Origin of the sequence: Oceanimonas pelagia (assembly GCF_030849025.1) — a bacterium.
Taxonomy (GTDB): Bacteria; Pseudomonadota; Gammaproteobacteria; order Enterobacterales; family Aeromonadaceae; genus Oceanimonas; species Oceanimonas pelagia.
In genome coordinates this window covers 392,101-414,721 of record NZ_CP118224.1, presented here as the reverse complement: position 1 = coordinate 414,721, position 22,621 = coordinate 392,101, and the positions used below count along the sequence as shown (strand labels likewise).

Genomic DNA, 22,621 nt, shown 5'->3' with positions numbered 1-22,621 from the left:
TCAAGGAAATCACCATGCGCAAACTGCTTGCCCTGTTTACCCTGATCTTTGCGGTGGGCCTGACCGCCACCGCCTTTGACGCCGAAGCCCGCAAGATGGGCGGCGGCAGCCGTTCCATCGGCAAGTCCTACAAGACCGCGCCGGCGCAGCCGGCCCAGCAAAACATCAACCGCAACACCACCACCCAGACTCAGCCCCAGTCCAAGAAATCCGGCCTGATGGGCGGCATTCTGGGCGGCCTGCTGGCCGGTGGCCTGTTCGCCTGGCTGCTCGGCTCCGGCGCCTTTGAAGGCTTCCAGTTCATGGACTTTCTGCTGATCGCCGGCCTGGCCATCGGTGCCGTGTTCCTGCTGCGCGCCCTCAAGGGCAGCAAGGCGCGGCAACAGCAGCCCGCCTATAACGGCCCGCAGCGCTTTGAAGCGCCGCCGGCAGCCCCGGCCGCCAGCACGGCCAGCGGCGGCTTTGGCCAGACCGATGTGCCCTTTAACCTGCCTCCCGGTTTTGACCTGCAGGCGTTTTTGCAGGGCTCCCGCGAGCACTATCGCACCCTGCAGGAAGCCTGGAACCAGAACAACCTGGAAAAAATGCGCGAATACCTGTCACCCGAGCTGTTTGCCGAGCTGAGCCGGGAGCGCGCCAGCCTCAACGGCAACCAGCACACCGAGGTGATGTTTGTGGACGCCGAACTGGTGCGGGCCGACCATACTTCCTACCAGGCTCAGGTGAGCCTGAAGTTCAGCGGCCGCTATCGCGACAGCGTGGAAAACGTGGAACAGGACATCAACGAGATCTGGCACCTGGAGCGGGATCTGACTCAGCCCAACGCCCCCTGGCTGATTGTGGGCCTGGAAGACCTGGCCTGATCATTCTCTGCTTGCCAAATCAAAGGGCTGCCATGGGCAGCCCTTTTTTGTTGGCGGCGTTCCTTGTGTGGATGACTGACTTCGCCGTAAAGGCCCGCTGAATACGTCCCCCGTGAAGGCGGGATCCATGGGCATCTGCAGGCACTGCGTTGCTGTCAATATTCAGCACCATGTTCTGGATTCCCGCCTTCGCGGGAATGACAGCAGACTCGTGGAAATTTCCAGTCCCAAGTCCTGCTCCCCATTTTCCGGTTTGTTCCTCGTACCCACGCTCTGCATGGGAATGCTGACCCGCCTCCGGACAGACAAGAAGCGGACTGACCATCCGCCCACGCAGGAGCGTGAGAGCGAGAAATCCCTGTTCCCGGCTCCCTAAAAGAAAAAAGGCGCCCGCAGGCGCCTTGTCAAACAATGTGAGAAGGGTCAGCCCACCAGGGCCAGCAGCACACCGGCGGCCACCGCCGAGCCGAGCACACCGGCCACGTTGGGCCCCATGGCGTGCATCAGCAGGAAGTTCTGGTGGTTGGCCTCCAGCCCCACCTTGTTCACCACCCGGGCGGCCATGGGCACCGCCGACACGCCGGCGGCGCCGATCAGCGGGTTGACCTTGCCACCGGAGAGCCGGCTCATCAGCTTGGCCATCAGCACACCGGCGGCGGTGCCGATGGAAAAGGCCACCGCCCCCAGACCGAGGATCCCAAGCGTGTCCAGGGTCAGGAACTTGTCGGCCGACAGCTTGGAGCCCACCGCCAGCCCCAGAAAGATGGTGACCACGTTGATCAGCTCGTTCTGGGCGGTCTTCGACAGCCGGTCCACCACACCCGATTCCTTCATCAGGTTGCCCAGGCAGAACATGCCCACCAGGGGCACCGCCGACGGCAGGAACAGCAGGGTCAGGGTGAGGATCATCAGCGGAAAGATCACCTTCTCCCGCTTGCTCACATGGCGCAGCTGATCCATCTTGATGGCCCGCTCTTCCGGCGTGGTCAGCAGCTTCATGATCGGCGGCTGAATAATGGGTACCAGCGCCATGTAGGAGTAGGCCGCCACGGCGATGGCTCCCAGCAGATCCGGCGCCAGCCGGGATGCCAGGAAGATGGCGGTGGGACCGTCGGCACCGCCGATAATGGCGATGGCCGAGGCGTCCGCCAGGGTAAAGTCAAAACCGGGCAGCGCATTGAGGGCAATGGCGCCGAACAGGGTGGCAAAAATGCCAAACTGCGCCGCCGCCCCCAGCAGCAGGGTCTTGGGGTTGGCGATCAGCGCTCCGAAGTCGGTCATGGCCCCGACGCCCATGAAGATCAGCAAGGGGAACACGCCACTGCCAATGCCCACTTCATAGACGTAATAGAGCAGCCCGCCGGGCTCGGCCATGCCGGCATTGGGAATATTGGCCAGCACGCCGCCAAAGCCGATGGGCAGCAGCAGCAGGGGCTCAAAGCCCCGGGCGATGGCCAGGTACAGCAGCAGCAGGCCCACCGCGATCATCACCAGCTGCTTCCAGTGAAAGTTGGCGATGCCGGTTTCCTGCCACAGGGTCAACAAAGAGTCCATTCCGCGCTCCTTATGCCAGGCTGACCAGGGCATCGCCCACGGACACGGCGTCGCCTTCCTTGACCAGCACGTCCACCACCTGACCGCTGCGGGCGGCGCGCACTTCGGTTTCCATCTTCATGGCTTCCATGATCAGCAGCACCTCACCGGCGGCCACCTGCGTCCCCTTTTTGGCAAGGATCTTGAACACGTTGCCCGCCAGCGGTGCCGGCACCGGTTCGCCGGCACCGGCAGGCGCGACCGCCGGCGCGGCGGCTGGAGCCGGGGTGGCAGTACCACTTGTGCGCACGGCGCTGATGCTGCCCGCCGGCCCCACTTCCACCTCAAACACCTGACCGTCCACCTTGACCGCATAGGTCTCGGGAGCGCCTGCGGGCGCGGCCGCCACCGGTGCGTCCGGCGCCGGCTCGGTGCCCGGGGCCGGCTCAAAGGCGGCCGGGTTGTCGCGGTTGCGCAGGAACTTGAGGCCGATTTGCGGGAACAGGGCGTAGGTGAGCACATCGTCCACCTCGTCGCTGGCCACCCGCAGCTTTTCTTCCCTGGCCAGGGCCCGGAACTCGCCGGTGAGCCGCTCGAGCTCGTCAGACAGCTTGTCTGCCGGGCGACAGGTGATGGGCTCGCCGCCATCCAGCACCCGCGCCTGCAGCTCGGCATTGACCGGCGCCGGGGCCGCACCGTATTCCCCCTTGAGAATGCCGGCGGTTTCCTTGGTGATGGTCTTGTAGCGCTCACCGGTGAGTACGTTGATCACCGCCTGGGTGCCCACGATCTGGGAGGTGGGGGTCACCAGCGGAATAAAGCCCAGATCTTCCCGCACCCGCGGGATCTCTGCCAGCACCTCGTCCATGCGATCCGCCGCTCCCTGCTCCTTCAGCTGGCTTTCCATGTTGGTGAGCATGCCTCCGGGCACTTGGGCCAGCAGAATGCGGGAGTCCACGCCCTTGAGGCTGCCTTCGAATTTGGCGTACTTCTTGCGCACCTCGCGGAAGTAGGCGGCGATCTCTTCCAGCCTGCTCAAATCCAGACCGGTGTCGCGCTCGCTGCCCTGCACCATGGCCACCAGGGTCTCGGTGGGGGAGTGGCCGTAGGTCATGCTCATGGAGGAGATGGCGGTGTCGAGAATATCGATGCCGGCGTCGATGGCCTTCATGTGGGTCGGCAGGCTGAGGCCGGTGGTGGCGTGGCAGTGCAGCGCCAGCGGCAGGGAGACTTCGGCCTTGATGCGCTTGATCAGGGTCTCGGCCTCGTAGGGCTTGAGCAGGCCCGACATGTCCTTGATGCAGATGGAGTGACAGCCCAGATCCTGCAGCCGCTTGGCCATGTCGACCCAGGTGTCCAGGGTATGCACCGGCGAGGTGGTGTAGGAAATGGTGCCCTGGGCATGCCCGTCCATTTCCACCGTGGCCTTGATGGCGCTTTGCAGGTTGCGTACGTCGTTCATGGCATCAAAGATGCGGAACACATCCATGCCGTTGGCCCGGGCCCGCTCCACGAACTTGAACACCAGATCGTCGGCGTAGTGGCGGTAACCCAGCAGGTTCTGGCCGCGCAGCAGCATTTGCTGACGGGTGTTGGGCATGGCCTTTTTCAGGGCACGCAGCCGCTCCCAGGGATCTTCGCCCAGATAGCGAATGCAGGCGTCAAAGGTGGCGCCGCCCCAGGTTTCCAGCGACCAGTAGCCGATGGCGTCGAGCTTTTCGGCAATGGGCAGCATGTCTTCCAGGCGCAGGCGGGTGGCCAGCAGGGATTGGTGCGCGTCACGCAGCACCACGTCGGTAATGGCGAGGGGTTTGCTCATGGTTCAAGGCTCCATTCAAGTTCCGTTTTGGTGTTTCCGTGTTTACCGCTCAGTGCTTGTGATTGTTTTTGTATTGGGCAATGGCGGCGGAGATGGCGGCCAGCTTGCGCGGGCCAAGGCCAGGATCAGCGGTGGCCTGTGTGGCCGGTGCCGCCGGTTCGGGGGCCGTTTCCCCCGCCAGGCGAGCCAGCAGGTTGACGGCCACAATGGCCAGCGACAGAAAGGCAAACACAAAGGCCATGCCCAGCCCCATCAGGCTGGCGGCCTCGAGCAGTTGTGCAGAAAGGTTGTTCATCAGCATCGTCCTTGCTGTGGTTGTCCGGGGTCACGAGCATATCCAGCCCCGCTCACTGCTGACAACGCCGTATGCTCAAAATTGTTGTAATGATCCTGAAACAAGTTGAATTTCGATGACTGGATCACGCTATGGATGCATGAAAAATCGGCAAGAACGCCGATTGATACCATAACAATATGAAAGATGTATACAACAACTGAAAGCAGGTAACACAAGGGCGCCGAACGCAGCGCCTGTCACCGCCCGGTGGCGGAACGAATTGACGGAGACAAGGTAGTAATGAATACGCGGAAAAACAAAAAGCCGGCACAAGGCCGGCTTTTTACTGTATGGCGCATCCGGGAGGATTCGAACCTCCGACCGCTCGGTTCGTAGCCGAGTACTCTATCCAGCTGAGCTACGGATGCATATTTGTCACGTTTTTTCAGATGGCGCATCCGGGAGGATTCGAACCTCCGACCGCTCGGTTCGTAGCCGAGTACTCTATCCAGCTGAGCTACGGATGCTTTTCTGAAAAACGCTGTTTTAAAAATGGCGCATCCGGGAGGATTCGAACCTCCGACCGCTCGGTTCGTAGCCGAGTACTCTATCCAGCTGAGCTACGGATGCGCTGCAAAAATGGCGGTGAAGGAGGGATTCGAACCCTCGATGCGGGTTTAAGCCGCATACTCCCTTAGCAGGGGAGCGCCTTCAGCCTCTCGGCCACCTCACCGTGTTTGCGGGGCGTATATTACCGTCGGGCCAAAATAAGTCAAACACTTTTCCAACCCGACTTTTTCGTTCGAACAGACTTTAAGCATTTGGAAGCAAAAGCCATCAATGTGAATAAAAAACGCCCCAGAAATCTGCTAATTAATACTGGCTGTCGTCGCCGGTACCCTTCTCCGCCTGTATCCGCATGTAGATTTCTTCACGGTGTACAGACACTTCCTTCGGTGCATTCACACCGATGCGCACCTGGTTACCCTTGACGCCCAGCACGGTCACGGTCACTTCGTCACCGATCATCAGGGTTTCCCCTACTCGACGAGTCAAAATCAGCATATGGCTGCTCCTGTAATGGCAATGTATTAGTGAAAAATGTTGTTCATTATCCGATAAAGACGACGAAAAACCCAGCCTTCCCATGGCATGAAATGGGGGGCCGCCGCGCCAAAATCAAGAGGCCTGTCGATGACAGGCCTCTTTTACTGTTTCGGCGCATGGCTGCCGATTCAAATTATAGACGGCCTGATTGGCCCTGCCGGCTTACAGACGCTCGCTGAGCCAGGAAGTGACCGAGTCCAGCGCCGCCGGCAGGGCCGCCGGCTCGCTGCCGCCGGCCTGGGCCATGTCGGGGCGACCACCGCCTTTGCCGCCCACCTGCTGGGCCACCATGTTGACCAGCTCGCCGGCCTTGACCTTGCCGGTCAGATCCTTGGTCACCCCGGCAATCAGGCTGACCTTGTCACCACTGACGGTGCCCAGTACCACCACACCGGACTGCAGTTTGGACTTGAGGTCGTCCAGGGTACCGCGCAGTGACTTGGCATCCACCCCTTCCAGATTGGCCACCAGCACCTTGCTGCCGTTGATGTCACGCACCTGCTCCAGCAGCGACGCGCCGGCCTGGGCCGCCAGTTTGCCCTTGAGCTGCTCGATTTCCTTTTCCAGCTGACGGCTGCGGTCCAGCAGCTGGCGCACCTTGGCCGACACCGAGAAGGTATCGCCCTTGACCAGGCTGGCGGCCTGGCCGATTTCATGGTCGAGCTGATGCAGATAGGCCAGCGCCGCCTCGCCGGTGACCGCCTCGATACGGCGCACCCCGGCGGCGATGCCGCTTTCGGACAGGATCTTGAACAAGCCGATATCGCCGGTACGGCTGACGTGGGTACCACCGCAGAGTTCGGTGGACACCTCGCCCATGGCCACGACGCGCACTTCACTTTCATCGTATTTCTCGCCGAACAGGGCGGTGGCACCGGCCTGCTTGGCGCTTTCCAGATCCATCAGCCGCGTAGACACCGGCAGGTTGGCACGAATATCGCGGTTGACCATGTCTTCCACTTCCCTGATCTCCTGGGGAGTCATCGCCTCCAGGTGGGAGAAGTCAAAACGCAGCCGCTCGGGCTCCACCAGCGAGCCCTTCTGGGTAACATGGTCACCCAGCAGCTTGCGCAGACTGGCATGCAGCAGGTGAGTCACCGAATGGTTGAGGGCGGTAGCCTGACGGCGGGCACCGTCAACCGCGGCGGAAACCGCCTCTCCCACTTCCAGGGTGCCCAGCTCCATGTGGCCCAGGTGCAGAATGCCGTTGCCGGCCTTTTGGGTGTCTTTCACCACGAACAGACCGTCATCCATGCGGATCACGCCGGCATCGCCCACCTGACCGCCGGACTCGGCGTAGAAAGGCGTGGTATCGAGCACCACGGCGCCCTCTTCACCGGCGATCAGCGCATTGACCGGTTCACCGTTCTTGAACAGGGCAGTGACCTTGCCCGGCTGGGCCAGGTGTTCGTAACCGGTAAAGGCGGTTGCACCGTCCACCTTGATGACCCTGGAGTAATCCACGCCAAAGTTGGACGCTTCCTTGGCCCGCTCCCGCTGCTGCTGCATCAGGGTCTCAAAGCCGGCCTCGTCGATGCTGAGATCACGGTCGCGCAGCACGTCGGCGGTGAGATCCGCCGGAAAGCCATAGGTATCATACAGCTTGAACACCACCTCGCCCGGCAGCACTGTGCTTCCGTCCAGCTCGGCAATGGCGTCTTCCAGCAATTGCAGCCCCCGGTCCAGAGTGCGGGCGAATTGCTCTTCTTCCAGCCGCAGCACCTTCTCGATGATCGGACGCTGGGTATTGAGCTCGGGGTAGGCCTCGCCCATCTGCTCGCACAGAGCCCCAACCAGGGTATGGAAGAAGGACTTGTCGGCACCCAGCTTGCGGCCATGGCGTACGGCGCGACGGATAATACGGCGCAGCACATAGCCCCGGCCCTCGTTGGAGGGCATGACGCCGTCGGCAATCAGGAAGGAGCAGGAACGAATGTGATCGGCGATCACCCGCAGCGACTTGTTGTCGAGATCGGTGGTGCCCACCGCCTCGGCGGCGGCCTTGATCAGCGCCTGGAACAGGTCGATTTCGTAGTTGGAGTGCACGCCCTGCAAAATGGTGGCGATACGCTCCAGCCCCATGCCGGTATCCACCGAAGGCTTGGGCAGCGGCTCCATGGTACCGTCGGCATGGCGGTTGAACTGCATGAACACCAGGTTCCAGATTTCGATGTAGCGGTCGCCGTCTTCCTCCGGGCTGCCGGGAGGACCGCCCCAGATATGTTCGCCGTGATCGTAGAAGATCTCGGTGCAGGGGCCACAGGGACCGGTGTCACCCATGGTCCAGAAGTTGTCGGACGCATACTGGGCGCCCTTGTTGTCGCCGATACGCACAATGCGCTCCACCGGTACGCCGATTTCCTTTGACCAGATGTCAAAAGCTTCGTCGTCGGTCTCGTAGACGGTGACCCAGAGTTTTTCCTTGGGCAGCTTGACCACCCCGGTCAGGAATTCCCAGGCAAAGCGAATGGCGTCCTGCTTGAAATAGTCACCAAAGCTGAAGTTGCCCAGCATTTCAAAGAAGGTATGGTGACGGGCGGTGTAACCCACGTTTTCCAGGTCATTGTGCTTGCCGCCGGCACGCACGCAACGCTGGGAGCTGACGGCCCGGTTGTAGGCCCGCTGCTCCAGGCCCAGGAACAAGTCCTTGAACTGGTTCATGCCGGCGTTGGTAAACAGCAGGGTCGGGTCGTTGTGAGGCACCAGCGAGCTGGACGCCACCACCTGGTGTCCTTGCTGGCGGAAATACTCGAGAAACGCATTGCGTAACTCAGACGTGGTCATTCGCATGGAAAATCCTGTTGATAGCTTGGTAGGCGTTAACTCCCATAATTTAAAAGGAATGGGCAGCAATGTAAAACGCACCATCGGGCGCGGTGTGAATGAGGGGCGCTATTCGTCGCTCCTTTCCAGGGCGTAGCGAATGTGATCCGGGCCAAAGCCCCTCGCCTGCAGGTAGCGCATGCGCCGGGCCCGTTCCCTGAAATCGGTGATGGGCGCCTCGCCAAAGCGGGCGCTGTGACATTCCCGCGCCAGTTCAAACCAGTCGGTGTCCTGCTGTGCCAAAGCGGTGGCCACCTCTTGCGGACTGACCCCCTTGCGCTGCAGTTCGGCGCGAATACGCAGGGGACCGTGCTTTTTGTACACCTGCTGGCGTACCTGCACCTGGGCAAAACGGGCGTCCTGCAGCCAGTTCTGCTGCTCCAGCCGATCCAGCACTTGCCTGATGGCGTCTTCGTCAAACTGACGCTGGCGCAGCTTTTGTGCCAGCTCCCGCCGGCTGTGATCCCGCCGCGACAGCAGGCGCAGCGCACAATCCCACACTGACGGGGTTGGGGTCGGCGCATCCAAAAACATGGGCATACCTCCAAAAACCAAGGCCGGGCAATGCCCGGCCTGATTATCAGAACTCGTTGTGATCGTCCGCACCGTCCAGTTCGGTGACGGCCTCGTTCTTCGCCTCGCCTTCTTCCCTGGTCGCTCCCGGTGCCAGCAGCAGCATCTGACGCAGTTGCTGCTCGATTTCGTCGGAGATGTTCTTGTGCTCCAGCAGATACTTGATGGAATTGGCCTTGCCCTGGCCGATCTTGTCGCCCTTGTAGCTGTACCAGGCGCCGGCCTTTTCGATCAGCTTGTGTTTCACGCCCAGCTCGATCAGCTCGCCTTCCTTGGAGATGCCGGCGCCGTACATGATCTGGAATTCGGCCTGCTTGAACGGCGGCGCCACCTTGTTCTTGACCACCTTGACCCGGGTTTCGTTGCCGACCACCTCGTCGCCTTCCTTGATGGAGCCGATACGGCGAATGTCGAGGCGCACGGAGGCATAGAACTTGAGGGCGTTACCACCGGTAGTGGTTTCCGGGCTGCCGAACATGACACCGATCTTCATACGGATCTGGTTGATAAAGATACACAGGCAGTTGGCGCTCTTGATATTGGCGGTAAGCTTGCGCAGCGCCTGAGACATCAGACGGGCCTGCAGACCCACGTGGGAGTCCCCCATTTCGCCTTCGATTTCGGCGCGGGGGGTCAGGGCCGCCACCGAGTCGACGATGATCACGTCCACCGCACCGGAGCGCACCAGCATGTCGCAGATTTCCAGCGCCTGTTCGCCGGTGTCGGGCTGAGACACCAGCAGATCGTCCACGTTAACCCCCAGCTTGGCGGCATACACGGGATCCAGCGCGTGCTCGGCATCCACAAAGGCACACACCTTGCCGGCGCGCTGGGCCTCGGCAATGACCTGCAGGGTCAGGGTGGTTTTACCGGAAGACTCGGGACCGTAGATTTCCACGATACGGCCGGTGGGCAGGCCGCCGATGCCCAGGGCAATGTCCAGCGACAGGGAGCCGGTGGAAATGGCTTCAACATTCAAAGCCTTGTTGTCGCCCAAACGCATGATGGAGCCCTTGCCAAACTGTTTTTCAATCTGGCCCAGGGCGGCGGCCAAGGCTTTTTCTTTGTTCTGATCCATAAAATGCTCCGCTGAAATTGACTGGTGCCTAATGCGATAAACTGAGGTTGAGTATACTGTTTATTCGTACAGTATCAAGTCGGGTGTTGCTCAAGCAACCCGAGGCAGGCCCGCAGGGCATGCATCACCGTCTGCCGGCGCACGGCGGCCCGATCGCCGTCAAGCTGCAACAGCCGGCAGTCAAGCCGGTCATGGGCTGCCAAGCAGCAGGCCAGCCAGACGGTACCCACGGGCTTTTCCGGGCTGCCGCCACCGGGGCCGGCCACCCCGGTCACCGCCACCCCAAGGCCGCAGCCGGAAGCGGCGCAAGCACCGCGCACCATGGCCTCGGCCACTTCCCGGCTGACCGCACCATGACGCTCTATCAGAGCGGGATCCACCCCCAGCATGTCGGTTTTGGCGGCGTTGGAATAAGTGACAAAGCCCCGGTCAAACCAGGCCGAGCTGCCGGCAATGTCGGTGATGGCGGCGGCAATGCCGCCGCCGGTGCAGGACTCGGCGGTGGTCATCATCATGCCTCTCGCCTGCAGCGCCTCCCCCAGTTGCCGTGCCAGTATGCCCGTGTCCACCGCCAGCCCTCATGTGTCGAATACTTGTGCCGGTATTATGCCGGGGCAAAGTGATGACGCCAACGGTTAACCGAGCAACCCTGCTTTTATTCCCTGCCACAGCACCCCCAATGCCGACAACGCCGATATCAGCAAAATGGCCGGGCGGGCGCTGTCTTTGTGCACTCTGAGCTCAAGCCAGCGGGACAGCCAGAAGCCCAGTGCCACACCGGGAAGCAGCTTCAGCACCAGCGGCAAAGCCAGCAGCCCGGTGCCACCTTCAAGCACCAGCATCAGCAGCGACAACGGCGTGCCCGCCAGAAAAAAGACGGCGAGTTCGTCACGGGTGGTCAGGCGGGGCTGATGCTGGTAAAGCAGCGCCATGGGCGGACCGCCCACCGAGGTGGCGGTGCCCAGTACGCCGGAGCAAAAGCCGGCGACCGTGAGCGCGGATGGTGTGAGGGCGAGATCAACGCGACGACCGCTCAGCCAGACCGCCAGCAGCAGGGCACAACCGAACAGCAGGCTGAGCTGCCAGGTCGCCAGGCTGACCAGCAGCAGGGCGCCGCACCAGGATCCCGGCAGGCGAGCCAGGATGGCCGGACATACCCGTCGCCAGTTCAGGCGATGGCGCTGCTTCAGCACCACCAGCATTGACAACCCCCAGCCCAGCATCAGCACCGGCCCCGGTACATAGGCGGGATCGAGCAGATAGAGCAGTGGCGCGGCCAGCAGCCCGAAACCGATGCCCACCCAGGCCTGCACCAGAATGCCGCCGGTGACGATTAACAGCGCCAGCAGTTCAGAAGCAGAATACAGCATCGGCATGCATGAGAGAAAAAGAGTGCTATGCACCGGCCGAAAGAGTCCGGCCGGTGTAACGAGGAGCTTATTGTGCCCCCGCCCCCAGCCGGGAACGTTCGCTGTTTTCCACCAGAATACCGGCGCCGATGCGATTGATCTCGGCCCACAAGGCTTCGTCGATCTCAATACCATTATCGATCACGTATTCCTTGTTTTCTGCCAGATCCTCGGGGCTCAGATAACGGGCATGACGGTTGCCCTTGGAGCGCTGCAGTGAGCCGGCCAGATCCACCCGGGAGCTGCAGACGATGGTCAGCGCCTGCTGCTCTTCCGGGGTGGTTACCAGACTGGTGGAGGCCTCACTGAAACTGGGGTAGCGCTCTCCCGCCTTGATGGCCGCGGCATATTCCTTCACCGTGGTGCTGCCGTTCTGCCAGTAGGCGGTCACGCTGATGCCGCGCCGGCCGCAGTCGGTCAGGGCCTTGAGGGCAAACATGCGGTTGTGACAGTTGTGCACGGTAATGGTGGCAATACCGCTTTCCAGCGCCTTGGCATGGGCCAGATCCACCGAAGCGGCAATGCAGTTCAGGGCACTGCGACCGTTGCTGTCGATAATGGCCGAGGTGCTGTCTTCATAGACGACCGTACTCAGGGGCTTGTCGGCATCTTCGGTCAGGTAGGGCAAGGCCCGCTCCAGCTCCGCCAGCCCGCCCAGGCCGTGTTTTTCCAGCCACAGCACCATGTTGGCGGCGTCTTCATAATTGCCCACAAAGTAACCGCACGCTTCAAAGCAGCGGCGCAGCGCCGCCTTCAGCTCATTCATTGAAACCTGCATCAGTCGTCTCCTTCCACGGTCGGTGCCAGGGGCATAAACCAGTCGTCGTTGTAGGTTCTGCCGATGTCTTCGATCAGCGGGGCGCCCTGATACATGGTGTTGCGCACCCACAGCCGGGAGCGCGGATCAAACTTGCTCACCCCGAAAAACGACAGCTTGCAGCGCAGCAGGTGCATGGGCAGCACATCATGGGCCAGCAGGTTGGCCTGAATGTCACCGTACACACAGCGGTTCATGCTCTGAATACGGCGCACGATGCCGCGCAGCTTGGGGCGGGCCACCATAAAGCGGGCCGTGGTGTGCTCCGGAAACTCTTCAATATATTGACACAACTGCTGGTAACAGCGGTGTACGGCATAGCCCACGCCCAGTGCCATCTGCTTTTCCCGGCCATCGTCCAGCTCGCATTTGCCCAGGCGGGGCTCCATTTTTTCTTCCGAGCGGTACCAGAAAATATCCCGGTTTTTCGGATCGCTGAAGTCGATTTTCAGCGCCCAGGCATAGCGTTGTTCAATCACTTCCTTAAGCTGCTGCAGTGGCATCAGCGGATCCAGATCGAGAAACTCTTCCGCACAATAGTACTCCTCCAGGCCATCTACCAGCTGCGGGTAGAGCTCCAGCATCACCGACACCAGCAGCTCCTGCCCCTGCAGCGAACAATGTTGCTCGCTCCAGGCCAGCAGCTCGTTCCAGCTATCCAGCCCCACAGCGGCCTGCTCCCGCAACGCCGCAAGATCTTCGATCACCCGGCGATTGTTATCGCTCTGCCAGGCATCTTCCGTCACGGTTTCGGCAATATGCCGAGAGCAGCGGCCCAGCAATTCATCCAGACGCCGGCGCACTCCTTCATCGATATGCCCCAGCGCCCGCACCTGGGCCAGGGCCAGCTCGCGCATTTCGATCCAGCGGTTGATCAGTATGGGGTGGTTAATAAGATAAGGGGCCATGCCCAGACCGGTGGAGTTGCCGATGCCGAAGTAGCGCTTGATCTCGGGCTGCATGGCCGTGAAGCGCTGTGGATCCCGCTGCCGGGCGATGTGTTCGACCTGCAGCAGACTGAAGTTGCGCAGCATAAAGCAGGCAAACATCTCGGCCGCAAACGGGCGGGCAAAATCCGGATAGCGGCTGCTGACCTTGTCCCAGTCGGCCATGCCCAGCTTGCCGCTGCCGTAGACCGCAGTGGTGCGGTAGAGGTAACCGACCTCGGCAATACGGGCCACATCGGGTTGCTCACCCCGGCTCAGCTGCGCCACCACATAATCGAAATTGCGGGCACTGCGATTGGCACGGGACAATACAAACACCCGGGAGTCCACCCGGCCGGCTTCCTGCAGGGGAACATTCCGGCGCAGAAAGGCCAGGTAGTCGTCTTCAACCCGGCCTTCCACCAGCGCCATGGTCAGATCCCACTTGCTGGCGATCACCCGGTCGTTACGCTCTTCCGGGCTCAGGTAATCGGAAAAAATCACAAAGCTGAACAGACCCTGGGGGGTGTTGATTTCGTAGACAAGGGTGCCATAGCCCTCGGCACACAGCTCCTGGCGAGCAATGTTCACCTGCCAGCGTTCCAGCATAATGCGGCGTACCAGGGTTCGCATAAAGCTCAACCGGCTTTGATGCATGGCACCCAGTCGCTCCAGATCCATCACCTGCTCTGCCGGGCGCAGCGGTAGTGCATTTGGTCCCCGCAGCGAGGCCTTGATCGCAGCCAACCTCATCATGTTTCTACCCTCGATAATTGCGACATATCCTTGTTGCGCCGTAAACCGGACAGGGTCCGGGACGGCACAGGGCCCGGAGGGGCAGACACCGGCCAGTTACCGCCGCGCCTGCGCTCCTTCCTCCCGCCTCATGCAGCGAATCATCAACCAGGTCAATAAAACCCGACAAGTTAAATGGCTATATCAATTGATAAGGAAAGTTTATCGAAATGCTGCCAACCCGCACAAATACTGATACCAACGTTAAAATCTCAGTCACCAGACGGAAACAATCAAGCAACAAAAATGAGAGGTTGCGCAGGTTTGTGAGGAGCATACTGCCGGTGCGAAGCCGGCAGGGGCTGTGGTTCAGTCCGTGCGACTGGCCAGAATAAAGTCAACCAGCGCCTGGGCGGGCGGCGTCAGCGACTTGTTGTTGAGCTGAATGATGCCCACATGGCGAGTGATCTCGGGGGTATGCAGGGGAATAAAGGTCAGCCGGGTGTTCCCCTGGGGAAAGGCGTACCAGGGCAGGGTGGTAATGCCAAAGCCCGCCTCGAGCATGGCGATCAGGGAAATCATGTTGGAAATATAATACTGGGAGTGGGCCAGCAGCGACTCCGCCGCACTGCCTTTCAGCAGGCTGGAGGTGCCGTTGCGGATCAGCCGGTAGGGCTTGAGCTCGCGCCAGTGCAGCGCCTGACTGGCGGCCAGCGGATGTTCCTTGAGGCACACCACCCCCAGCTTGTCCTTCCATACCGGGGTATAGCATTTCTCGCTCTGGTCCTGATCATCAAACAGGCTGGCGATGCCGAAGTCCACCTGCTGGTTTTCCACCATCTTCAGCACCGCGCGGGAGTTGTCGTCAAACACACTGACGTGCAGCTCGCTGTCACCGATAAAGTCGAGCAGCAGACCCGGCAGAAACCGGCTGGCAATGGACGGCACCGAGGCCAGCCGCAAGTGACCGGTTTTATGCTCGGCCAGCAACGCCATGTCTTCGGCAATGCGATCATGATGGGCAATAAGCTCCTTGGCCCGGGGCAGGAACTGGCGGCCAAAGGGCGTCAGCTCGGTCTTGGCGGTGCGGCTGTTGCGTTTTTCAAACAGGGCTTCGCCCAGTTTGCTTTCCAGATCGCGAATCGATAACGAAATGGCGGGCTGGGTGCGGTGGGCCTTTTCCGCCGCCAGGTGAAACCCCTTCAGCTCGGCCACCCACACGAAATGACGCAGCTGCGTTACCTTGAACTCCGGCAGCATGATAAGCCTTCCTTATCAGTTAATATCATTAATTAATTTTTATTATTAAAACACAGCTCCTATCATGACTCCAACCAAGATAAAGGAGGTCCCTCATGTCCGATTCCGTATTTCGTAACTATATCGCCGGTGAATGGGTGGAAGGCCCCAAGACCATTGCCAACATCAGCCCCGCCGATCTGAGCGATGTGATTGGCCACTACGCCCAGGCCGATGCCGCCCAGACCCGGGCCGCCATCGAAGCCGCTATCCGGGGTCAGCAGGAGTGGGCCAAGAGTGGTCTGGAGCAGCGCTACGCCGTGCTGATGGCCATTGGTGACGAGCTGATCGCCCGCAAGGACGAGCTGGGCCGGCTGCTGGCCCGGGAAGAAGGCAAAACCCTGGCCGAAGGCGCCGGTGAAGTCTACCGCTCCGGCCAGTTCTTCCATTACTATGCCGCCGAAGTGCTGCGCCAGATGGGCGAAACCGCCGACTCGGTGCGCCCCGGCATTGAAATTGAGACCCGCCGCGAGCCGGTGGGCGTGGTGGGCATCATCACCCCCTGGAACTTCCCCACCGCCACCGGCGCCTGGAAAATCGCTCCGGCGCTGGCCTTTGGCAACGCCGTGGTGTGGAAACCCGCCAACCAGGTGCCGGCCTCCGCCTGGGCGCTGACCGAGATCATCTCCCGCCAGAACCTGCCCGCCGGCACCTTCAACCTGGTGATGGGCCCGGGCGCCGAAGTGGGCGACGTGCTGATCAACTCCCGCCAGGTCAATGCCCTGACCTTCACCGGCTCGCTGGAAACCGGCCGCCGGGTGGCCGCCGCCACCGCCGGCAATCTGGTCAAGTGCCAGCTGGAAATGGGCAGCAAAAACGCCCTGATCGTGCTGGATGACGCCGACCTGGACAACGCCGTGGAATGTGCCGTTAACGGTGCCTTTGGCGGTACCGGCCAGAAGTGCACCGCCTCTTCCCGCCTGATCGTGACCGAAGGCATTCACGACCGCTTTGTGGACGCCGTGGTCGAGCGCATGAAGAAGCTGGTGATCGGCCACCCGCTTAAGGAAGGCGTACACATCGGTGCCGTCGCCGATGGCCGCCAGATGGAGTCCAACCTCAAGTACCTGGAGCTGGCCAAAAGCGAAGGCGGCAGGCTGGTGTATGGCGGTGAAGTGATCAACGAAGAGACCGAAGGCTACTACATGCAGCCGGCGCTGTTCGTGGACACCACCAACGACATGACCATCAACCGGGAAGAAGCCTTTGCCCCCATCGCCTGTGTGATCAAGGTGAAGGACTACGCCGAGGCCCTGGCCACCCTGAACGACACCAACTTCGGCCTGACCGGCGGCATCTGTACCCAGTCACTGAAGTACGCCAGCGACTTCAAGCGCAACGCCAAGACCGGCTGCGTCATGGTCAATCTGCCCACCGCGGGCACCGACTATCACGTGCCCTTCGGCGGCCGCAAGGATTCCAGCTTCGGCCCCCGCGAGCAGGGTACCTACGCCCGGGAATTCTACACCGTCGTGAAAACCACCTACATCCGCGCATAACGGAGGCGGGATCATGAGCAGAGAGTTGCATAACGAAATGATCGTGATCGACGGGCTGCAGTATTCCAACTGGAGCCGGGAGATCTTCGAACAGCTGCGCGAAGGCGGCGTGACCATGGTGCATGCCACCATCGTCTATCACGAGCAAATTCGTGAAACCCTGATGCGCATTGCCGAATGGAATCGTCAGTTCGAACAGCACGGCGACCTGATCATGCCGGTGCGCAGCGCCGATGACATTCGCCGTGCCAAGGCCGAGGGCAAGGTCGGCATCATGTTCGGTGCACAGAACTGCTCGCCGATCGAGGACGACATCGGCATGGTGGAGGTGATGCGGGATCTGAACCTGATGATCATGCAGCTGACCTACAACAACCAGAGCCTGCTGGCCTGTGGTTGCTACGAGGCGGAAGACAGCGGCGTGACCCGCTTCGGCCGTCAGGTGATTCGGGAAATGAACCGGGTGGGCATGGTGGTGGACATGAGCCACAGCGCCGAACGCAGCACCCTGGAGGCCATCGAGATCTCGGAGCGACCCATCGTGATCTCCCACGCCAACCCGCTGAGCTTTCACGCCGCCAAGCGCAACAAGTCGGACACCGTGCTCAAGGCACTGGCCGAGTCGGGGGGCCTGCTGGGCTTCAGTGCCTATCCGTTCCATCTGAAAAACGGCCCGGACTGCACCCTGGAAGACTACTGCGACATGATCGCCCGCACCGCCGATCTGATGGGCGTGGAACGACTGGGCATCGGCACCGATCTGTGCCAGAACCAGCCGCTGTCGGTACTGGAATGGATGCGCAACGGCCGCTGGTCCAAAACCATGGACTACGGTGAAGGCTCCAAGTCCAATGCCGACTGGCCCCGCCCGCTGTCCTGGTTCCGCGACAGCCGCGACTTTCCCAACCTGACCCAGGGGCTGCTGGCCCGGGGCTTTGGCAAGGACGACGTGGCCAAAATCATGGGCCTGAACTGGCTCAACTTTCTGGACGAGGCCCTGCAGCCGCAGGCCACTGCTCGATAAGGATGACGGGGAGCTCCCGGCTCCCCTTCGCATGATGTAGCGCTATGGAGGCGAACATGAGCAATTCAACCGAGGCAACCCTGGCCATGGATAAGGATATCAACGGCAAGCCCACCCTGCTTTCCAGTCTCGATTTACCGGTGTTTGCAATCAGTGGCGGCGCCCTGCTGCTGTTTGTGGCCGCCGCCCTGTACGATATCGAGCTGGTCTCACAGCTGGTTAACAGCGCCTTTGCCACCTCAACCCGGCTGTTCGGTGCCTACTGGCAGGTGCTGCTGCTGATGACCTTTCTGATCGGCCTGGTGATGGCCATCGGCCGCGGCGGGCAGGTACGCCTGGGCAACCTGAGCGTACCCGAAATGTCCACCTTTCAGTGGATGTCGATCATCATGTGTACCCTGCTGGCCGGGGGAGGCGTGTTCTGGGCCGCCGCCGAGCCCATGGCGCACTTTATCTCACCACCGCCGCTCTACGCCGGTGAGACCGACAAGCTGAACATGGCCATCAACGCCATGGCCCAGAGCTTTATGCACTGGGGCTTTCTGGCCTGGGCCATTCTCGGCAGCCTGACCGGGGTGGTGTTTATGCACCTGCACTATGACAAGGGCCTGCCGCTGAAGCCCCGCACCCTGCTGTATCCGGTGTTTGGCGACAAGGTCATGAAAGGCTGGCTGGGCGCCCTGGTGGATGCCAGCTGCGTACTGGCGGTGGTCGCCGGCACCGTAGGGCCCATCGGTTTTCTCGGCCTGCAGGTCAGCTTTGGCCTGGAAAAGCTGTTCGGCATTCCCGACGTCTACAGCACCCAGGTCACCATTCTGATCGGCCTTATCGCCATTTATACCCTGTCGGCTGTCAGTGGTGTGACCCGCGGTATTCAGATCCTGAGTAACATCAACGTGGTGCTGGCCGCCTTTCTGATGCTGTTTATCTTTTTCTTCGGCCCCACCGCCTTTATCGTCGATACCTACCTGCACGCCTTTGGTCTGTATCTGAGCAACTTTATTCCCATGGCCACCTTCCGCGCCGATCCGGCCTGGCTGGACTGGTGGACGGTGTTTTTCTGGGGCTGGTTCCTGGGTTACGGGCCGCTGATGGCGATGTTTGTGGCGCGTATTTCCCGGGGCCGCACGGTGCGCCAGGTGATCATGCTGATCTCCATCATAGCGCCCATGATCACCTGCTTCTGGTTCACCATCATGGGCGGCAGCGGCCTGGCTTTTGAGCTGGCTACCCCCGGCAGCGTGTCCGAGCCCTTTACCGGCTTCAACCTGCCCGCAGCCCTGCTGGCCATCACCGAACAACTGCCCATGGGCTTTGTGATTTCGGTGCTGTTTCTGGTGCTGACCACCATTTTCGTGGCCACTACCGGTGACTCCATGACCTACGCGGTTTCCATGGTGATGACCGGCACCGATCACCCTCACGCCAGTGTGCGGGTGTTCTGGGGCATCATGATGGGGGTGGTGGCCGCCATTCTGATTTCCATCGGCTCCGGCGGCATCAGTGCCCTGCAGTCCTTTATTGTGGTCACCGCCGTGCCGGTCTCCCTGGTGCTGCTGCCCACCCTGTGGACGGCGCCGAAAATCATTAAACGAATGGCAGCCGAGCAGGGACTTTAAGCCGCCGAAGCACACTCCCGGCCTGAATCGCCGAAGCACTACTTTTGAGCGGCACTCGCCGCTCTTTTTTTCATCGTATTAACCAAGGTGAGTACCCATGAAAACCGCCGTAAAAACCGACCTTTTCGCCTCCAAGGCACCGCTGGAATGGGCCGTGATGGCCAACGGCCAGTTCTATACCGCCCAGATCCCCATCGATGCCGAGGGCCAGGTCGTCGCAGGTGGCATCGAGGCTCAGGCCCGCCAGACCATGGACAACTTCAGGCACACGGTGGAAGCCGCCGGCCTGACCATGGCCGACGTCACCCAGGTGCTGATCTATGTCACCGCCCGGGAGCAGTTGCCGGTGTTCAACAAGGTCTATGCCGAGTACTTCGAAGCCCCCTACCCCAACCGCGCCGCCATGATCGTGGCCGGTCTGGCCCGGGAAGAGATGCTCTGCGAAATCGTGGCCTACGCGGCCCAGCCCTGACCCCCCTGCTTTGAGCACCATCAACCCGGCGGCCCGTGGATAACACAGGCCGCCGGTCTGCCCTCTTTGTTTGCGCTTTGCCCGCTTATCCTCGACTCCCCGATGCTGGTATCATGCTCGCCTGTTTTGTTTCGTCACGCATCCACCAGACAAAAAGGCATTGATTTCATTATGAATCAGGAAAATTCCCCGCATACGCCCATGATGCAACAATATCTGGCCCTGAAGGCCCAGCATCCGGACATACTGCTGTTTTACCGCATGGGGGATTTTTACGAGCTGTTCTACGACGATGCCAAGAAGGCATCACGGCTGCTGGACATTTCCCTGACCAAGCGCGGCAAGTCGGCGGGCACCGCCATTCCCATGGCCGGGGTGCCCTACCATGCGGCAGAAAACTACCTGGCGCGGCTGGTGCAGATGGGGGAATCGGTGGCCATCTGCGAGCAGATCGGCGACCCCGCCACCAGCAAGGGGCCGGTGGAACGTCAGGTGGTGCGCATCGTTACCCCCGGCACCCTGTCCGACGAGGCGCTGCTCAATGAGCGCCAGGACAACTGCCTGGCGGCGGTGTATCACGACGGTGAACGCTTTGGCTACGGCATCCTCGATGTGAGCACCGGCCGCTTTGTCATCAACCAGTTTGAAAAAGCCGAAACCCTGACCGCCGAGCTGCAGCGCACCCAGCCTGCCGAGCTGCTCTATCCCGAAGGCTTTGAATGGTTTGGCCTTATCGAGCAGCGCAAGGGCCTGCGCCGCCGGCCGGAATGGGAGTTCGATCTGGGCACCGCCCGCCACCTGCTGTGCCAGCAGTTCGGCACCCGGGATCTGGTGGGCTTTGGCGTCGAGCAGTCGCCCACCGCCCTGTGCGCCGCCGGCTGCCTGCTGCAATACGTGAAAGACACCCAACGCACCGCTCTGCCCCATATCAACAGCGTGCGGCTGGAACGCCGCCAGGACATGGTGATCATGGACGCCGCCACCCGGCGCAACCTGGAGCTGACCCTGAACCTGTCGGGCACGGTGGAAAACACTCTGGCCGAGGTGCTCGACCGCACCGCCACCCCCATGGGCAGCCGGCTGCTCAAGCGCTGGATCCACCAGCCCAGCCGTCACAAGGATGAGCTGACGCAGCGCCAGGACATTATCGCCACCCTGATGGAAAACGGCCGCTTTGAAACCTTGCATCCGCTGCTGCGGCAGGTGGGCGATCTGGAGCGGGTACTGGCGCGGCTGGCACTGCGCTCGGCCCGGCCCCGGGATCTGAGCCGGCTGCGCGCCGCCCTGCAGGCCCAGCCGGACATTCAGGCGGTGCTGGCCGAGGCACAGGCCGAATGCCTGCAGCCTCTGGCCGAACAAATCAGCGACTTTCCCACGCTGGCGGAACTGCTGGAGGCGGCGGTGGTGGACACGCCGCCGGTGGTGATTCGGGACGGCGGCGTGATCCGCGACGGCTACAACGCCGAGCTGGATGAGCTGCGCGAGCTGGCCGCCGGTGCCCACCGTTACCTGGAACAGCTTGAAGCCCGGGAGCGGGCCGCCACCGGCATCAGCACCCTGAAGGTGGCCTACAACAAGGTGCACGGTTTTTATATCGATGTCAGCCGGGCCAACGCTCATCTGGTGCCGGTGCACTATGTGCGCCGCCAGACCCTGAAAAACAACGAACGCTACATTATTCCCGAGCTCAAGGAATACGAAGACAAGGTACTCAATGCCCAGAGCAAGAGCCTGGCGCTGGAAAAACGCCTGTATGAGGAGCTGCTGGATCAATTGCTGGAACACCTGGCGCCGCTGCAGCAAAGCGCCGCCGCCCTGGCCCGGCTGGACGTGCTCGCCAACCTGGCGGAGCGGGCCGACAGCCTGAACTACTGCCGGCCCGAGCTCACCGACGACGAGGTAATCGACATTGAGGAAGGCCGCCACCCGGTGGTGGAGCAGGTGATGACGGATCCCTTTATCGCCAACCCCTTGTCACTGTCGAGCGAGCGCAAAATGCTGGTGATCACCGGCCCCAACATGGGCGGTAAGTCCACCTACATGCGGCAGACGGCGCTGATTGTGCTGCTGGCCTACATGGGTTCCTTCGTGCCGGCACAAAGGGCCCGTATCGGCCGGGTGGATCGCATCTTTACCCGTATCGGTGCATCGGACGACCTGGCCTCGGGCCGCTCCACCTTTATGGTGGAAATGACCGAAACCGCCAATATTCTCAACAATGCCAGCCGCCACAGCCTGGTGCTGATGGATGAAATCGGCCGCGGCACCAGCACCTACGACGGCCTGGCCCTGGCCTGGGCCTGTGCCGATGCCCTGGCCAACCGGCTGCACGCCTACACCCTGTTTGCCACCCACTATTTCGAGCTGACCGGGCTGGCGGCGCTGTGGCCGGCGGTGGCCAATGTGCACCTGGACGCGGTGGAGCACGGCGACACCATCGCCTTTATGCATGCGGTGCAGGAAGGCGCCGCCAGCCGCTCTTATGGTTTGCAGGTGGCGGCACTGGCCGGCGTGCCGAAGCCGGTGCTGACCCTGGCCCGGCAGAAGCTGGTCGAGCTGGAAAGTGGCCGGATCAGCCCTGTGGCCGAGTTCACTGCCGAGCCTCAGGGCGCGCTGCCGCTGTTTGAGGAGCCGGTTAATCCGGCGCTGGAATTGCTGGATGAACTGAATCCGGACGAACTCAGCCCGCGCCAGGCACTGGAGCAGTTGTACCGGTTGAAACAGGCCAGAAAAGACAGCTGAAAGCTG

18 protein-coding genes and 4 tRNA genes are annotated in these 22,621 nt (G+C 61.5%); 6 read left to right on the top strand and 16 right to left on the bottom strand.

What is annotated here, in order from left to right; genetic code table 11:
* Positions 1–14: 14 nt before the first annotated feature.
* Positions 15–863, top strand: a complete 849-nt coding sequence (locus tag PU634_RS01940) for a Tim44 domain-containing protein (RefSeq protein WP_306762396.1) — start codon at positions 15–17, stop codon at positions 861–863.
* Between the two features lie 423 nt (positions 864–1,286).
* Here PU634_RS01940 and PU634_RS01935 read toward each other — a convergent pair whose 3' ends face one another.
* The 16 genes from PU634_RS01935 to PU634_RS01860 all read right to left on the bottom strand — a co-directional run bounded on the left by PU634_RS01935 (position 1,287) and on the right by PU634_RS01860 (position 15,220).
* A complete protein-coding gene (locus tag PU634_RS01935; RefSeq protein WP_306762395.1) occupies positions 1,287–2,417 on the bottom strand; it encodes a sodium ion-translocating decarboxylase subunit beta in 1,131 nt (376 codons plus the stop codon).
* A 10-nt stretch (positions 2,418–2,427) separates the two neighbouring features.
* Positions 2,428–4,215, bottom strand: a complete 1,788-nt coding sequence (oadA, locus tag PU634_RS01930; RefSeq protein WP_306762394.1) for a sodium-extruding oxaloacetate decarboxylase subunit alpha — start codon at positions 4,213–4,215, stop codon at positions 2,428–2,430.
* 49 nt (positions 4,216–4,264) lie between these two features.
* A complete protein-coding gene (locus PU634_RS01925) occupies positions 4,265–4,510 on the bottom strand; it encodes an OadG family protein (protein ID WP_306762393.1) in 246 nt (81 codons plus the stop codon).
* A 333-nt stretch (positions 4,511–4,843) separates the two neighbouring features.
* Positions 4,844–4,920 (bottom strand) — tRNA-Arg (locus PU634_RS01920).
* Between the two features lie 22 nt (positions 4,921–4,942).
* A tRNA-Arg gene (locus tag PU634_RS01915) sits at positions 4,943–5,019 on the bottom strand.
* Positions 5,020–5,045: 26 nt separating this feature from the next.
* Positions 5,046–5,122: transfer RNA gene (locus PU634_RS01910), tRNA-Arg, on the bottom strand.
* 10 nt (positions 5,123–5,132) lie between these two features.
* Positions 5,133–5,225 (bottom strand) — tRNA-Ser (locus PU634_RS01905).
* 140 nt (positions 5,226–5,365) lie between these two features.
* The gene (gene csrA / locus PU634_RS01900; RefSeq protein ID WP_019933193.1) at positions 5,366–5,557 is read right to left on the bottom strand and encodes a carbon storage regulator CsrA; all 192 of its coding nucleotides are present in this window, start codon (positions 5,555–5,557) and stop codon (positions 5,366–5,368) included.
* Positions 5,558–5,761: 204 nt separating this feature from the next.
* Complete coding sequence (gene alaS / locus PU634_RS01895) at positions 5,762–8,389, bottom strand: alanine--tRNA ligase (protein ID WP_306762392.1); 2,628 nt, start codon at positions 8,387–8,389, stop codon at positions 5,762–5,764.
* A gap of 102 nt (positions 8,390–8,491) precedes the next feature.
* The gene (locus tag PU634_RS01890; protein ID WP_306762391.1) at positions 8,492–8,956 is read right to left on the bottom strand and encodes a regulatory protein RecX; all 465 of its coding nucleotides are present in this window, start codon (positions 8,954–8,956) and stop codon (positions 8,492–8,494) included.
* Between the two features lie 46 nt (positions 8,957–9,002).
* Positions 9,003–10,073 (bottom strand): recombinase RecA, encoded by a 1,071-nt coding sequence (gene recA, locus PU634_RS01885; protein WP_306762390.1) that lies wholly within the window; start codon positions 10,071–10,073, stop codon positions 9,003–9,005.
* 74 nt (positions 10,074–10,147) lie between these two features.
* The gene (locus tag PU634_RS01880; protein ID WP_371319632.1) at positions 10,148–10,648 is read right to left on the bottom strand and encodes a CinA family protein; all 501 of its coding nucleotides are present in this window, start codon (positions 10,646–10,648) and stop codon (positions 10,148–10,150) included.
* 60 nt (positions 10,649–10,708) lie between these two features.
* Complete coding sequence (locus PU634_RS01875) at positions 10,709–11,443, bottom strand: sulfite exporter TauE/SafE family protein (RefSeq protein ID WP_306762389.1); 735 nt, start codon at positions 11,441–11,443, stop codon at positions 10,709–10,711.
* Between the two features lie 67 nt (positions 11,444–11,510).
* A complete protein-coding gene (locus tag PU634_RS01870; protein WP_306762388.1) occupies positions 11,511–12,260 on the bottom strand; it encodes a DUF3726 domain-containing protein in 750 nt (249 codons plus the stop codon).
* Positions 12,260–13,981: a hypothetical protein gene (locus PU634_RS01865; RefSeq protein ID WP_306762387.1), complete on the bottom strand. Its 1,722-nt coding sequence runs from the start codon at positions 13,979–13,981 to the stop codon at positions 12,260–12,262. Before PU634_RS01865 ends, PU634_RS01870 begins: the two co-directional genes overlap by 1 nt.
* A 348-nt stretch (positions 13,982–14,329) precedes the next feature.
* The gene (locus tag PU634_RS01860) at positions 14,330–15,220 is read right to left on the bottom strand and encodes a LysR family transcriptional regulator (protein WP_306762386.1); all 891 of its coding nucleotides are present in this window, start codon (positions 15,218–15,220) and stop codon (positions 14,330–14,332) included.
* Positions 15,221–15,315: 95 nt separating this feature from the next.
* Here PU634_RS01860 and PU634_RS01855 point away from each other — a divergent pair, with 95 nt between their 5' ends.
* The 5 genes from PU634_RS01855 to mutS all read left to right on the top strand — a co-directional run bounded on the left by PU634_RS01855 (position 15,316) and on the right by mutS (position 22,615).
* Positions 15,316–16,758 carry an aldehyde dehydrogenase family protein gene (locus tag PU634_RS01855; protein ID WP_306762385.1) on the top strand — a complete coding sequence of 481 codons (1,443 nt, stop codon included), beginning with the start codon at positions 15,316–15,318 and terminating at the stop codon, positions 16,756–16,758.
* Between the two features lie 13 nt (positions 16,759–16,771).
* Positions 16,772–17,782 carry a dipeptidase gene (locus PU634_RS01850; RefSeq protein ID WP_306762384.1) on the top strand — a complete coding sequence of 337 codons (1,011 nt, stop codon included), beginning with the start codon at positions 16,772–16,774 and terminating at the stop codon, positions 17,780–17,782.
* Between the two features lie 56 nt (positions 17,783–17,838).
* Complete coding sequence (locus PU634_RS01845; RefSeq protein WP_306762383.1) at positions 17,839–19,401, top strand: BCCT family transporter; 1,563 nt, start codon at positions 17,839–17,841, stop codon at positions 19,399–19,401.
* 97 nt (positions 19,402–19,498) lie between these two features.
* Complete coding sequence (locus tag PU634_RS01840; protein WP_306762382.1) at positions 19,499–19,873, top strand: RidA family protein; 375 nt, start codon at positions 19,499–19,501, stop codon at positions 19,871–19,873.
* A gap of 168 nt (positions 19,874–20,041) precedes the next feature.
* A complete protein-coding gene (gene mutS, locus PU634_RS01835; RefSeq protein ID WP_306763639.1) occupies positions 20,042–22,615 on the top strand; it encodes a DNA mismatch repair protein MutS in 2,574 nt (857 codons plus the stop codon).
* Positions 22,616–22,621: the final 6 nt, after the last annotated feature.

Excerpts from the sequence above, each read along its gene's own strand:
- PU634_RS01940 (WP_306762396.1), top strand. The coding sequence starts at position 15 with ATGCGCAAACTGCTTGCCCTGTTTACCCTGATCTTTGCGGTGGGCCTG.
- PU634_RS01935 (WP_306762395.1), bottom strand. The coding sequence starts at position 2,417 with ATGGACTCTTTGTTGACCCTGTGGCAGGAAACCGGCATCGCCAACTTT.
- oadA (WP_306762394.1), bottom strand. The coding sequence starts at position 4,215 with ATGAGCAAACCCCTCGCCATTACCGACGTGGTGCTGCGTGACGCGCAC.
- PU634_RS01925 (WP_306762393.1), bottom strand. The coding sequence starts at position 4,510 with ATGAACAACCTTTCTGCACAACTGCTCGAGGCCGCCAGCCTGATGGGG.
- csrA (WP_019933193.1), bottom strand. The coding sequence starts at position 5,557 with ATGCTGATTTTGACTCGTCGAGTAGGGGAAACCCTGATGATCGGTGAC.
- alaS (WP_306762392.1), bottom strand. The coding sequence starts at position 8,389 with ATGCGAATGACCACGTCTGAGTTACGCAATGCGTTTCTCGAGTATTTC.
- PU634_RS01890 (WP_306762391.1), bottom strand. The coding sequence starts at position 8,956 with ATGTTTTTGGATGCGCCGACCCCAACCCCGTCAGTGTGGGATTGTGCG.
- recA (WP_306762390.1), bottom strand. The coding sequence starts at position 10,073 with ATGGATCAGAACAAAGAAAAAGCCTTGGCCGCCGCCCTGGGCCAGATT.
- PU634_RS01875 (WP_306762389.1), bottom strand. The coding sequence starts at position 11,443 with ATGCTGTATTCTGCTTCTGAACTGCTGGCGCTGTTAATCGTCACCGGC.
- PU634_RS01870 (WP_306762388.1), bottom strand. The coding sequence starts at position 12,260 with ATGCAGGTTTCAATGAATGAGCTGAAGGCGGCGCTGCGCCGCTGCTTT.
- PU634_RS01865 (WP_306762387.1), bottom strand. The coding sequence starts at position 13,981 with ATGATGAGGTTGGCTGCGATCAAGGCCTCGCTGCGGGGACCAAATGCA.
- PU634_RS01860 (WP_306762386.1), bottom strand. The coding sequence starts at position 15,220 with ATGCTGCCGGAGTTCAAGGTAACGCAGCTGCGTCATTTCGTGTGGGTG.
- PU634_RS01855 (WP_306762385.1), top strand. The coding sequence starts at position 15,316 with ATGTCCGATTCCGTATTTCGTAACTATATCGCCGGTGAATGGGTGGAA.
- PU634_RS01850 (WP_306762384.1), top strand. The coding sequence starts at position 16,772 with ATGAGCAGAGAGTTGCATAACGAAATGATCGTGATCGACGGGCTGCAG.
- PU634_RS01845 (WP_306762383.1), top strand. The coding sequence starts at position 17,839 with ATGAGCAATTCAACCGAGGCAACCCTGGCCATGGATAAGGATATCAAC.
- PU634_RS01840 (WP_306762382.1), top strand. The coding sequence starts at position 19,499 with ATGAAAACCGCCGTAAAAACCGACCTTTTCGCCTCCAAGGCACCGCTG.